Annotated in this window: 9 protein-coding genes; 6 read left to right on the forward strand and 3 right to left on the reverse strand. The window is 73.9% G+C overall.

Annotated features, from left to right (window positions below; genetic code table 11):
* Window positions 1–85 precede the first annotated feature (85 nt).
* Window positions 86–1,681, forward strand: a complete 1,596-nt coding sequence (locus ACFQ87_RS16835; protein WP_380611523.1) for an NlpC/P60 family protein — start codon at window positions 86–88, stop codon at window positions 1,679–1,681.
* A gap of 58 nt (window positions 1,682–1,739) precedes the next feature.
* Here ACFQ87_RS16835 and ACFQ87_RS16840 read toward each other — a convergent pair whose 3' ends face one another.
* Window positions 1,740–4,025 carry an FdhF/YdeP family oxidoreductase gene (locus ACFQ87_RS16840; RefSeq protein ID WP_380611524.1) on the reverse strand — a complete coding sequence of 762 codons (2,286 nt, stop codon included), beginning with the start codon at window positions 4,023–4,025 and terminating at the stop codon, window positions 1,740–1,742.
* Between the two features lie 136 nt (window positions 4,026–4,161).
* Between ACFQ87_RS16840 and ACFQ87_RS16845 the strand changes: the two genes are divergently transcribed.
* Window positions 4,162–6,036 (forward strand): protein kinase, encoded by a 1,875-nt coding sequence (locus ACFQ87_RS16845; RefSeq protein ID WP_380611525.1) that lies wholly within the window; start codon window positions 4,162–4,164, stop codon window positions 6,034–6,036.
* 9 nt (window positions 6,037–6,045) lie between these two features.
* Here ACFQ87_RS16845 and ACFQ87_RS16850 read toward each other — a convergent pair whose 3' ends face one another.
* Window positions 6,046–7,971, reverse strand: a complete 1,926-nt coding sequence (locus tag ACFQ87_RS16850; protein WP_380611526.1) for an FAD/NAD(P)-binding protein — start codon at window positions 7,969–7,971, stop codon at window positions 6,046–6,048.
* Window positions 7,968–8,927, reverse strand: coding sequence for an amino acid ABC transporter permease (locus ACFQ87_RS16855; protein WP_380611527.1), 960 nt, complete (start codon window positions 8,925–8,927; stop codon window positions 7,968–7,970). The genes ACFQ87_RS16850 and ACFQ87_RS16855 overlap by 4 nt, the downstream gene beginning before the upstream one ends.
* Before the next feature lie 715 nt (window positions 8,928–9,642).
* On the opposite strand from ACFQ87_RS16855, the gene ACFQ87_RS16860 reads away from it, so the two are divergent.
* From ACFQ87_RS16860 to ACFQ87_RS16875, 4 genes are read left to right on the forward strand one after another with little or no spacing between them, the layout of a single operon-like run.
* Window positions 9,643–10,161: a GNAT family N-acetyltransferase gene (locus tag ACFQ87_RS16860; protein WP_380611528.1), complete on the forward strand. Its 519-nt coding sequence runs from the start codon at window positions 9,643–9,645 to the stop codon at window positions 10,159–10,161.
* Window positions 10,162–10,171: 10 nt separating this feature from the next.
* A complete protein-coding gene (locus tag ACFQ87_RS16865) occupies window positions 10,172–11,116 on the forward strand; it encodes an ABC transporter substrate-binding protein (protein WP_380611529.1) in 945 nt (314 codons plus the stop codon).
* 28 nt (window positions 11,117–11,144) lie between these two features.
* The gene (locus ACFQ87_RS16870; RefSeq protein ID WP_380611530.1) at window positions 11,145–12,122 is read left to right on the forward strand and encodes an amino acid ABC transporter permease; all 978 of its coding nucleotides are present in this window, start codon (window positions 11,145–11,147) and stop codon (window positions 12,120–12,122) included.
* Window positions 12,119–12,904, forward strand: a complete 786-nt coding sequence (locus ACFQ87_RS16875) for an amino acid ABC transporter ATP-binding protein (RefSeq protein ID WP_380611531.1) — start codon at window positions 12,119–12,121, stop codon at window positions 12,902–12,904. Before ACFQ87_RS16870 ends, ACFQ87_RS16875 begins: the two co-directional genes overlap by 4 nt.
* The last annotated feature ends 10 nt before the right edge of the window (window positions 12,905–12,914 follow it).

Consider the following 12,914-nt stretch of genomic DNA (forward strand, 5'->3'; position numbering starts at 1 on the left):
TTCCGACGAGTAACCCGTGGGAGGATCGGCGGGATCCGGCTGGACCGGGGGCAGGGCAAGGGAAGTCGGGCGGGGAGGACCACCCATGGGCGGGGCTGCACAGCGCAGGGAGTCGACGGGCGTACGCCCCTGGGTGCGGGCGGCCCTGCGGTGCGGAGCCGTCCTCGCGGCCGCCGCGCTCGCGCTGCCGGCGGCCGCCCAGGCCGCCTACGCCGCGCCCGACCCGGGAACGGGCGTCGCGGTGGCCCCGGGCACGGACCCGATGGCCGAGGCCAAGGCCACCCTCGGGCCGCTGCTCGACCAGTTGCACGGGCTCTACCAGAGCGCCGAGGCCGCGACCGAGCAGTACAACGGGTCGGTCGCCAAGGTGGCCGAGCAGCAGGCCGCGCTCACCGACCTCCAGGGGAAGCTGGACCGGCAGCAGAAGCAGGTCGACACCGGGACGGACATCGCCGCCCAGCTCGCCGCCGCCCAGTACCGCAACGGCGCCGCCTCCGCGTACGCCGAACTGCTGCTCTCCAAGGACCCGTACGAGGCGGTCACCATCGCCGAGCTGCTGGCGGCGGCCAGCCGCTCGCAGTCCGAGTTCCTGAACAAGCTGAAGACCGACCGTGAGGCGCTCGACGGGCTGAAGAAGCAGACCGAGGAGGCGCTCAAGACCTCCCAGGCGCTGGTCGTCCAGCAGGACGCCGCCAAGGCCAAGGTCGCGGCCGACCTCGCCTCGGTCGAACAGCTGGTCTCCTCGCTGACCGGCGCGCAGCGCTCCGAGCTGGAGCAGCTGGAGAAGGCCAAGGCCGACGAGGCCCAGCTCGCCTTCCTCGCCTCCGGCGCCCTGGGCAAGGGCGAGCGCACCCCCTCGTTGACCGGGCGCGCGTCGGTGGCCTTCGCGCTGGCGCAGCTGGGGAAGCCGTACCTGTGGGGCGGCATCGGCCCGGACTCCTACGACTGCTCCGGCCTCACCTCGCAGGCCTGGCTGCACGCCGGCAAGCCGATCCCGCGCACCAGCCAGGAGCAGTGGGCACAGCTGCAGCACGTCCCGCTGAACCAGCTGCGGCCGGGCGACCTGGTGGTCTACTTCCAGGACGCCTCGCACGTCGCGATGTACATCGGCGGCGGGCTGATCGTCCAGGCCCCGCGGCCGGGGGCGTTCATCAAGGTCTCGCCGATCGGCTCGATGCCGATCCTCGGCGCCGTCCGGCCCGACCCGGACGGCGCGGCGGACGACGCCGGCGGTGCCTGGAAGGTGCCCGACCTGCCGAAGGGCTGGGACTCCGTCACCCCGATCGCGCCCAGCCCGGCCAACCAGGTCACGCCCACGCCCGCGCCGGGCAGCCCGGCGACCCAGCAGCCGGCCACCCCGGGGACGCCGAGCGGGACGCCCTCCGGCACCGGCACCCCGTCGGGCCCGGGCACGCCCACCGACACCGGCTCCGGCACCCCGAGCAACCCGGGCACGCCGTCCGGCAGCGGCACCCCGACCCAGACCCCGACGGGCACGCCGACGCAGACGCCCACGGGGACCCCGACCGGTACGCCGACGCAGACGCCCACCGGGACCCCGACCGGCACCCCCACCCAGACGCCGACGGGCCCGGGCTCCCCGAGCACCACCGGCTCGGCGGGCGCCTCGGCCCCGGGCAGCGCCACGGCGACCCTGCCGCTGGGCGGTCTGCTGCACTGACGCGGTACGACGGAGGCCGCCCCACGTCCGGTGACGTGGGGCGGCCTCCGCGTTGCCGCTACTCGGCCGCGCCCGAGTCGGGCTCGAAGCGGATGACGACGGCCTTGGAGGTGGGGGTGTTGCTGATGTCGGCGGTGGAGTCCAGCGGAACCAGGACGTTGGTCTCGGGGTAGTACGCGGCGGCGCCGGCCCGGGCCACCGGGTAGTGGACCACGCGGAAGTGGGGGGCGCGGCGCTCGGTGCCGTCGGTCCACTCGCTGACCAGGTCGACGTACCGGCCCTCGACGAGGCCGAGTTCGGCGGCGTCGGCGGGGTTCACCAGCACCACGCGGCGGCCGCCCTTGATGCCGCGGTAGCGGTCGTCGAGGCCGTAGATCGTGGTGTTGTACTGGTCGTGCGAGCGCAGGGTCTGCAGCAGCAGGCGGCCCGCCGGGACCTCGGGGGCGAACAGCGGGTTGACCGTGAAATTGGCCTTGCCGGTCGCGGTGGGGAAGGTGCGGGAGTCGCGCGGGCCGTGCGGGAGGGTGAAGCCGCCGGGGCGGCGGACCTTGTCGTTGTAGTCCTCGAAGCCGGGCACGACCCGGGCGATCCGGGCGCGCAGGCTGTCGTAGTCGGACCCGAAGTCCTCCCACGGCACGGTGTCCTGCGGCCCGAGGACGGTCCGGGCGAGGCGGCAGATGATCGCGGTCTCGGAGAGCAGGCCGGGGGCCGGCGGGCGCAGGCCGCCGCGGGAGGCGTGGACCTGGCCCATCGAGTCCTCGACGCTGACGAACTGGGCGCCGTGCGCGGTGACGTCCCGGTCGGTGCGGCCGAGGGTGGGCAGGATCAGGGCGCGGGCGCCGGTGACCACGTGCGATCGGTTGAGCTTGGTGGAGACGTGGACGGTCAGCCGGCAGCGCCGCATCGCGGCCTCGGTGACCTCGGTGTCCGGGGTGGCCGCGACGAAGTTGCCGCCCATCGCGAAGAACACCTTGACCTTGCCGTCGCGCATCGCCCGGATGGTGTCCACCGAGTCGTAGCCGTGCTCACGCGGCGGCTCGAAGCCGAACTCCTTGCCCAGGGAGTCGAGGAAGGCCGTCGACGGCCGCTCGAAGATGCCCATCGTCCGGTCGCCCTGGACGTTGCTGTGCCCGCGCACCGGGCAGACCCCGGCGCCGGGGCGGCCGACGTTGCCGCGCAGCAGCAGGAAGTTGACCACCTCGCGGATGGTCGGCACGGCGTGCTTGTGCTGGGTGAGGCCCATCGCCCAGCAGACGATGACCTTCTTCGAGGCCAGCACCAGCCGGCCGAGCTCCTCGATCTGCTCCCAGGGCAGGCCGGTCGCGGCGAGGACGTCCGCCCGTTCGGTCTTGAACGCCTGCGCCTCGAACTCCTCGTAACCGTGGCAGTGTTCGGCGACGAAGGCGCGGTCGACGCCGTCCTGCTCCAGGATGATCCGGTTGAGCGCGCGGAACAGGGCGAGGTCCCCGCCGAGGCGGATCTGCAGGAAGAGGTCGGTCAGCTTGGTGCCGTGGCCGACCAGGCCGCGCGCGTGCTGCGGGTTCTTGAACCGCTCCAGGCCCGCCTCCGGCAGCGGGTTCACGCTGACGATGGTGGCGCCGGCCCGCTTGGCGCGCTCCAGGGCGGAGAGCATCCGGGGGTGGTTGGTGCCCGGGTTCTGGCCGGCCACGATGATCAGGTCGGCCTGGTAGAGGTCCTTGAGGCTGACGCTGCCCTTGCCGACGCCGAGCGTCTCGGTGAGCGCGGAACCGGACGACTCGTGGCACATGTTGGAGCAGTCCGGCAGGTTGTTGGTGCCCAGGCGGCGGGCGAACAGCTGGTACGCGAAGGCGGCCTCGTTGCTGGTGCGGCCGGAGGTGTAGAAGGCGGCGCCGTCCGGGGTGTCCAGGGCGCGCAGCTCCTCGGCGATCAGCGCGAAGGCGTCGTCCCAGGAGACCGGGGTGTAGTGGGTGGCGCCCTCGTCGAGCAGCATCGGCTGGGTGAGCCGGCCCTGCTGGCCGAGCCAGTAGCCGGAACGCTCGGCGAGTTCGGCGACCGGGTGGGCGGCGAAGAACTCGGCCCGGATCCGGCGCTCGGTGGCCTCCTCGGCGACGGCCTTGGCGCCGTTCTCGCAGAACTCGGCGGTGTGCGTCTTGTTCGGCTCGGGCCAGGCGCAGCCGGGGCAGTCGAAGCCGTCCGGCTGGTTGACCTTGAGCAGGGTGGCGAGGGTGCGGCGGGCACCCATCTGCTCGGCGGCCATCCGCAGGCTGTGGCCGACGGCGGGCAGGCCGGCGGCCGCGTGCTGGGGCGCGGACACCTCGGGGGCGTCCTGCACCGGGTCGCTCTGCGGGGCCTGCTTGGCCATGACTGGGCTCCTCGGGTTCTGCTGGGACGAACCGCCGCACCGTCGCGGGGGCTCGCGGCCCATCCTTCCACCTGCGCCGTAGCAAGGGGAGGGCCGTCGGTAGAGTCTGGGCGTCATCACGGGAGGGGAGGGGCGCGTGCGAGTCGGTGACGTACTCGACGGCCGGTACGAGCTGACGGAGAAGCTCGGGCAGGGCGGTTTCGGGGTGGTGTGGCGGGCCCAGGACAGCCGGATGCGGCGGCCGGTGGCGGTCAAGGTCATCGGGCACCACGGCGACAACCAGGCGAAGGCCGCACTGCGGTTCGTCCGGGAGGCCTGCGCGGCCGGCAACCTCTCGCACCCCCACATCGTCACGGTGCACGACCTCGGGCAGTGCGAGCTCGGCGGCCAGGAGGTCACCTTCCTGGTGATGGAGCTGCTCACCGGCCGCACCCTGACCGAGGTGCTGCGGGCGGGGGTGCCCGAGCCGGCGCTCAGCCTGCGCTGGGGGCAGCAGATCAGCGGTGCGCTGGCGGCGGCACACGACGCCGGCATGGTGCACCGGGACATCAAGCCGGACAACATCATGATCACCGACGCCGGGCACCTGAAGGTGCTGGACTTCGGGATCGCCCAGCTGGACACGGGGGCGGGCGGGCTGACCACCACCGGGACGATCGTCGGCAGCCCGGCGTACATGGCGCCCGAGCGGTGGACCGGCGGCCGGGTGGACGGGCGGGCCGACCTCTACGCGCTCGGCTGCGTGCTGGTCGAACTCTTCACCGGGGCGCGGCCGTTCGGCGGGGACTCGACGCCGGTGCTGATGTACCAGCACCTCAACGAGGCGCCGGCGCCGCTGGACCCGGCGCAGTTCGGGCTGCCGCCGCAGGTGGCCGGGCTGGTCGCGGAGCTGCTGGCGAAGGACCCGGCGGACCGGCCGGCCGACGCCCGTACGGTCGAGCGGCGGTTGGCGGAGTCGGCGGGGTGGCAGGGCGGCGGCGCGGGGGTCGTCGCGGCGGTGCCGACGGTGGTGGAGCGGTCTACTCCGGATCCGGCGCCCGCGCCGACGCCGGTTCCGGTGGGCCCGGTGGTGCCGCCCGCGCCGACCGCGCCGCCAGCAGCTCCGTCCGTACCGCCGGCAGCTCCGCCCACGCCCCCGCCCACGCCGCCGTCCGTGCCGGCGGTGCTGTCCCCGCTCACCACCCCGCCGGTGGTCGCCGCCCCGCCGACCGCGGAGGCCGTACGGGCCGGGCTGCGCGAGCGCCGCTCGGCCGCCTACCGGGCGGCGACGGCGGGCGAGTCGGCGATCCAGCTGCAGGCGATCGCCCAGGAGTGCGTCACCGCGCTCGGCGCGACCGACCGGGACACGCTGGGCACCTGGCGGGACTTCACCTGGTACCTCAGCCGGGCCGGGGACCTGGACGGCGCGATCCGGCTGCTGTCCACCGTCGTGGAGGACATGGGCTCGGCGCTCGGCCCCGCCGACCCGGACACCCTGGGCGCCCGCTACCACCTGGCGTGGTGCATCGGCGAGAGCGGCTCGGCCGTCACCGCGATCCGGCTGCTGCACGAGCTGCTGCCGGACCTGACCGCGGCCTGGGGCCCGCAGGACAGCCGGGTGCTGAAGGCCCGGCACGACCTCGCCGTCCACCAGGCCAACCGGGGTGACCTGCAGAGCGCCGTGGTCCAGCTGCACGCCCTGCTGCCCGACCTCGCCCGCATCCTGGGCGAGCACCACCCGAGCACCGTCCAGGTCTGGCAGGACCTGGCCCGCTACCAGCAGCAGTTGGCCCAGGCCGGCCGCAGGGGGCTCGGCTCGCAGCGCCGCCGGGCGCCGAGGATGAGCCCGATCGAGGCGCTGGTGCTGGTCCGGCGGCTGCGGGTGTGGGACTTCGCCACCGACCAGGAGGCCCGGGCCTGCATCGACGCGTTCGACCGGGGGATGGGCCTGAAGGGCCTCGTCGACCTGGTGTTCGAGGCTCCGGACCACGTCTCGGACGAGGACCTGGTGGAGGAGATGTTCGGGCCCTGAGCGCGGCCGTCATGCGGCCAGCGCCGGCGCAGGCAGGGCGGCCAGCGCGCGCAGCAGCGCCCGGGCGGCGGCGTCGTTCTGCCGGAAGGCCGGGGCGTTGGTGCGCGGGCGGGCGAAGGCGGCCGCCGAGCGCAGGCTGGTGTGCGGGCCGAGCGCGGTGCGGCGGGGGTGCGGGGCGCCGCCCAGGGCGGGGTCGAGCAGCCGGCTGTCGGCGGGGGCGATGGTGACCAGGCCGGAGCGGTGGGTGTACTCCTCGTCGCTGACCACCTCCTCCACCACCCGACCGGCACGGTGCAGTCGGCGCAGCACCGGGTCGAGGGTGCGGGCCAGCGCGTGCTTGGGCAGGTACCCCTCGACCAGCGCGGTGGCGGCGACGGTGTGGCCGGGCACGGTGGTGCCGGAGGCCCGCCAGGTGCCGGTGGCCTCGTCCCGTTCGACCCGCACGCCGGCGCCGAGGAAGCGCACCACCCCGGCCTCGGAGAGGGCGAGCAGCTGGCGCAGCCGGAAGCCGGGCGGGCCGGAGGCGAGGAAGCTGAAGTAGCCGAAGAACCACTCGTCCACCTCCTCGGCGACCGAACGGGCGGTGAGCCGGCCGGCGGCGAGCACCCGGGGGAGCTGGCCGAACAGCGAGAGCAGGGCGAGGAAGGCGCCGAGGTCGGCGCTGTGCGCGGGGTCGCGGCGCCGGTCGGCGTCGGCGGTGACGTAGTCGCGCAGGTGGGTCTGGAGCTCCTCGGCGGAGCCGAGTTCGAGCCCGGCCAGCGGGTGGTCGAGCCGTTCGAAGTCGATCCGGTCGTCCGGGTCGGGGACGGCCTCGGTGACGAGGGCGGCGAGTTCGGGGGAGTACCAGGCGTGCCGGTCGTACCGGGCGAGGAACTCGGGCCAGGGCAGGGCGGTGCGCTCGGGGTGGGCGTGGAACAGCTCGTGGTAGTGCCCGAAACCGACCTCCTTGGCCATCAACGGCCAGACATCGCGCCGCAGTTCGAGCGGCCGGTCGGTGGCGAGCAGGGCATCTGTGGCGGCCGCGTCGAAGTACCGGGGGAGCGGGGCGGGCGGGCCCTGGAGCCGGTACTCGGTCTTGGCGTGGTACGGGACGCCGCGCCGGGAGCCGAGGTGGAGCACCGGTTCGCGGCCGGACGGGCGGTAGCGCAGCCCGGGTCCGTCGCCGTCGGGTTCGAAGCGGCCGCCGCGGCCCTCGGTGAGCAGCGCGACCAGGTCGACCGAGGCGAGGCCGAGGCCGCGCACCACCACCTGCTCACCGGGGGCGATCCCGGCCAACTCGGCCTCGGCATCGGCGGAGTAGGCGGGCGGGAGGTGGAAGCGGCGGTGCCGGGCGGCGAACTCGGCGTCGGCGGCGTGGCGTGGGTGCGGGGCGGAGTCGAGGTGGCCGAGGGTGAGGGCGACGTGGTCGGCGGTGAGCGTCCGGTCGGTGAGGTGGACGGTCTGCGGGCCCTCGGCCGGGCCGTCGATCCGGTGGACGGTGTCCCGGTGGACGGTGACGGTGATGTGCGGCGGCAGGTCGGCGACGACGCGGCGGAACACCCAGTCCAGGTAGGCGCTCTGGGCGCGCCGGGTGGGGAAGTCGGTGGGCGCGAGGCTGCGCAGCTCGGCCCGTACGGACGGGTCGGAGACCTCCCGGTAGGGCGCGAACTCGCTCTGCCGCCGCGCCCATTCGGCCAGCGAGGGGCCGGGGCGGACCGGGCCGTCGATGGTGGCGCGGTCGTCGGTGAACATGGTGACGTCTTCGGCCATCGAGTTCATGCGCAGCAGCGGGGACTGGTCGTGGCGCCAGATCCGGCCCGCGCCGGGCGGGTACGGGTCGACCAGGTGGATGTCCAACGGCCGCTCGGCGGGCAGGAGCTCGGTGGCGTTGGCGGCAATCCGCTCCAGCAGCCCGGTGCCGCGCGGTCCGGCGCCGACGATCACGAGCGCAGTCATGCCCGCACCACCTTGGCGAGGGCCGCGCGGGCGCGCTGGAGCGGGGTGGGCGGCAGGCCGTCCCGGGTGGCTCCCCTGGCGAAGTGCCGCTCGACGTAGTACTGCCCGATGGACAGCAGGGTGGTGACCACCAGGTACCAGATGGTGGCGACCATCAGCATCGGGATGACCTGGTAGGACTGCAGGTAGACCAGCTGCACCGAGTAGAGCAGGTCGGAGACGGCCAGCACGCTGACGATGCTGGTGCCCTTGAGCGCGCTGATCAGCATGTTCCCGGCGGTCGGCACGATCGAGCGCATCGCCTGCGGCACCACGATCCGGCGCAGCACCCGCCAGCGGCCCAGCCCGAGCGCGGCTGCCGCCTCCAGCTGGCCGCGGTCGACGGAGAGGATGCCGCCGCGGATCACCTCGGCGGCGTACGCGGTCTCCAGCAGGGTGAGGCCGATGACGGCGGTCAGGGTGGGGCCGATCAGGTTGACGGTCTTCACGGTGACGAACTCGGGGCCGAAGGGGATGCCGAGGCCGAGGGTCGGGTAGAGCGCGCCGATGTTGAAGAAGAACAGCAGCTGCACCAGCGGCGGGGTGGACCGGAAGATCCAGATGTAGCTCCAACTGAGGGTGCGCAGTACCGGGTTGGCGGACATCCGCATGGTGGCGAGGACGGTGCCGAAAGCGAAGCCGAGGGCGAGGGTGACGGCGGTCAGCCAGAGGGTCAGGGCGAGGCCGCCCAGCACGGACCGCGCGGTGAACCAGTCGGCGACCACGCTCCACTGGAAGGCCCGGTTGCGGATCACCGAGTTGACCGCCATCGCGGCCAGCAGCAGCGCGACCGCGGCGGCGGCCCACTGGCCGGGCTTGCGGCGGGCGACGATCCGGCCCCCGGGCCCGGGGACCGGTGGCGGGGCGGGGCTCCCGGCGCGGGCGGGGGCGGGCAGGACGTCCTGCGGGGTGGCCATGGCGGCGGCTCCTGGGCGGAGTGCGGGCGGGGAGGGGTACGGCGGTGGTCACGTACACGGGTCTCTGGCGCCGGCCCGCGTCCCTCAACGCGGCCGGCGCACGGCACTGCACTCCGCGTCGATCGTACGCATGCGCGATCGACGGCTGTCAAGGGTGGAAGAGGCGTGGCCGGGGCCGGTCGGAGCGTGTCGGAAAAGCGACAGGAGATCGCAACAGTGCGGCAATGATGGGTGGTTGACGTACCGCTCGGCCGACTGCTCAACTTGAGGCCATGTACGCCGAGCAGCCCCTGGTCACCCGCGACCACATCGACTTCGGTCGGGTGTGGTCCGCGGCGTGTCGCGGCTGACCCGGCAGCGGGCCGCCCGTCCGGCCTGATCTCCCGGCGGGGAGCCCTCCCTCGGTTCGCCCCGTCACGGGCCGGTAGTCGTCGTCGCCGACCGGCGACGCGTCAGGCCTTCGCTGCCGCCGACGACTTCGCACCGCACTCCGGCAGTTCCCTTCTCCCCGCCCCTTCGCCGCCGCGTACCCGACGGCCGCCCCGCCGCGGCCGCCACCGGTGTGCCCATCCGTGGTCCACCGGACTCCGCTCACCCCGAAAGGTTCCGCCATGCCCGTCGAATTCCTCGGCATCGCCGCCACCGGCGACGGCTCGGAGACCGACCCGCGCGCCATCGCCGCCTTCGACCGCGACCGGCTGATCGCGGTGCGGGCGTGAGCGGCGGGCGCGGCAGCGGGTTCCGGCGGGTCGCCCTGGACGACCCCCTGGTCGAGCCGCTGCTGCGCGAACTCACCCACGAGTACGTCAGCCGCTACGGCCCCGACGCGCACCAGGAGATGACCCGCTACCCGGGCGAGGCCTTCGCCGAGCCGCACGGCGTGCTGCTGCTCCTGCTGGAGGACGGCGAGCCGGTGGCCGGCGGTGCGTACAAGCGGTACGACGAGCACACCGCCGAGCTGAAGCGGATGTGGACCCACTCCGCGCACCGCCGCCGCGGCCTGGCCCGCCGGGTGTTGGCCGAGCTGGAGCGGACGGCGGCCGCCGCCGGGTACCGCCGGTTGTACCTCACCACCGGCCCGCGCCAGCCCGAGGCCAGAGGCCTCTACCTGGCGGCCGGCTACACCCCGTTGTTCGACGTCACCGCCGACCCGATGGCCATCGGCCCGCTCCCCTTCGAGAAGCACCTGCCCGTCCTCGGCAGGCCCCGGCACGCCCTGGTCCCGACCCACTGAAAGGCCCCTCGTGAGAACCACCACCGCCTCCCGCCGCCTGCTCGCGGCCACCGCCCTGCTGCCGCTCCTGGCGCTGGCCGCGTGCGGCTCGGACCCGGAGATCGCGGGCGCGACGGGGGCGAGCGGGCCGGCCGCCGCCACCGAGGACGTCGTCTCCGGCCTGAGCAGGTCGGAGGCGGCCGCCGCGCTGCTGCCCGAGGAGGTGCGCGAGTCCGGCGTGCTGACGTTCGGCTCGTCCGTCGGCGCAGCGCCCAGCGCCTTCTACGCCGACCGGACCACGAAGAAGCCGGTCGGGGTCGACATCGACTTCACCGACGCGGTGGCCAAGGTGCTCGGCCTGACCGTGCGGCGCGAGGAGGCCGCCTTCGAGACCATCCTGCCCGCCCTGGACAGCGGCAAGTTCGACGTCGGCACCGGCAACTTCGGGGTGACCACCGCCCGGCTGAAGACCATCGACTTCGTCACCTACATCGACGACGGCCAGGGCTTCGCGGTGAAGAAGGACAACACGGCGATCCAGCCGATCACCGACCTGACCCAGCTCTGCGGGCTGACCATCGGCACCGGCGCCGGCACCACCTTCGAGACCACGCTCAACGGCAAGAAGGGGGTCTGCACCGACGCCGGGAAGAAGCCGTACGAGGTCAAGGCGTTCAGCGAGGGCGGCGCGCTGCTGACCGGCCTCCAGCAGGGCCGGGTGGACATCGAGATGTCCACCATCAACGGCCTGCGCCACCAGGCCGCGCAGGAGGCCGCCGGGACCCGCTTCCTCAACGAGTTCCACCGGCTGGACGTCGGCTTCGCCTTCAAGAAGGGCTCCAAGCTCACCCCGGCCTTCCAGGCGGCGGTCAACCAGCTGATCAAGGACGGGACGTACCGGCGGATCCTCGAGAAGTGGGGGCTCGCCGACTCGGCCATCCCGCAGTCGCAGATCAGCCCGCCCGAACACCCGTGACCTCAGGGCCCGTTGAAGGAGTCCCCCGATGACCGTCAGCACCGAAGCGGTACCGGCCCCGCCGAGACCCACCGCCGGGCCCGGCCTCGACCCCGGCGAGCTGGACGGCCTGCGGACCGTCCCCGCCCGGCACCCCTGGCGTTGGGCGACCGGGATCGCCGCCGTCGTCCTGCTGGCCCAGTTCGCCCACGGCCTGGCCACCAACCCCGCCTGGGACTGGGCCACCTTCCGGCTCTACTTCACGGCCGACACCATCCTCCAGGCGATCGGCCGCACCCTCGAACTCACCGCCTACGGCACCGTGCTGGGCTTCGCGCTCGGCGCCGTGGTGGCCGCGATGCGACTCTCCCGCAGCGCGATCCTCCGGACCGTCGCCTGGGCCTACGTCTGGGTGTTCCGCTCGATCCCGCTGATCGTCCAGCTGGTGTTCTGGTTCAACCTCTCCTACCTCTACAAGCGGTTCGGCTTCGGCATCCCGTTCGGCCCGACCTTCGGCGGGTTCGAGACGGTCGGCGTGCTCGGCGCGCTGGGCGCCGCGGTGCTCGGACTCGGGCTGCACCAGGCCGCGTTCGCCGCCGAGATCATCCGCGGCGGCATCGTCGCGGTGGACGCCGGCCAGCGCGAGGCCGCCGCCGCGCTCGGCCTCCCGCGCTGGCGGCAGGGCTGGCGGATCGTGCTGCCGCAGGCCATGCGCGGCATCCTGCCGGCCGCGGCCAACGAGGTGGTCTCGCTGCTCAAGGGCACCTCGGTGGTCTACGTGATGGCGATCGGCGAGCTGTTCTACCAGGCCCAGGTCATCTACGGCCGGACCGGCCGGGTGGTGCCGCTGCTGATGGTCGCCACCGTCTGGTACGTGGTGCTGACCACCGTGCTGTCGATCGGCCAGTACTACGTCGAGCGCTACTTCTCCCGGGGTGCCCGGCGCACCCCGCCGCCCACCCCGCTGCAGCGCCTGCGGGCCTTCGCGCGGAGCCTGCCCGCCCGTACCTCCGGAGGACGTCCATGACCACGCTCACCGAGCCGCAGACCGCCCCGATGGTGCAGGTCCGCGGCCTGCACAAGAGCTTCGGCCCGCTGGAGGTCCTGCGCGGGGTCGACCTGGACGTCCCGGCCGGCTCGGTCACCGTGGTGCTCGGCCCGTCCGGGTCCGGCAAGTCCACCCTGCTGCGGGCGATCAACCACCTGGAGAAGCTCGACCGCGGCTACGTCGCGATCGACGGCGAGCTGATCGGCTACCGGCGCTCCGGCGACCGGCTGTACGAGCTCAAGGAGCGCGAGGTGCTGCGCCAGCGCACCGGCATCGGCTTCGTGTTCCAGAACTTCAACCTCTTCCCGCACCTGACCGTGCTGGAGAACCTGGTCGAGGCGCCGATCGCCGCGCTGGGCCGCCCCCGCGCCGAGGCCAGGTCCACGGCGCTGGCGCTGCTGGAGCGGGTCGGGCTGGCCGACAAGGCCGCCGCGTACCCCCGGCAGCTGTCCGGCGGGCAGCAGCAGCGCGTCGCCATCGCCCGGGCGCTGGCCCTGGAGCCCAAGGTGCTGCTGTTCGACGAGCCCACCTCGGCGCTCGACCCGGAGCTGGTCGGCGAGGTGCTGGACGTCATCAAGGACCTCGCCCGCAGCGGCACCACGATGATCGTGGTCACCCATGAGATCGGCTTCGCCCGCGAGGTCGCCGACACCGTCGTCTTCATGGACGGCGGCGCGGTGGTCGAGCAGGGCCCGCCCGCCGAGGTCCTGGACCGCCCGCGGCACGAGCGCACCCGGGCCTTCCTGGCCAAGGTGCTGTGAACCCGGTAAA

Source organism: Kitasatospora sp. NPDC056531 (assembly GCF_042794375.1).
Taxonomy (GTDB): domain Bacteria; phylum Actinomycetota; class Actinomycetes; order Streptomycetales; family Streptomycetaceae; genus Kitasatospora.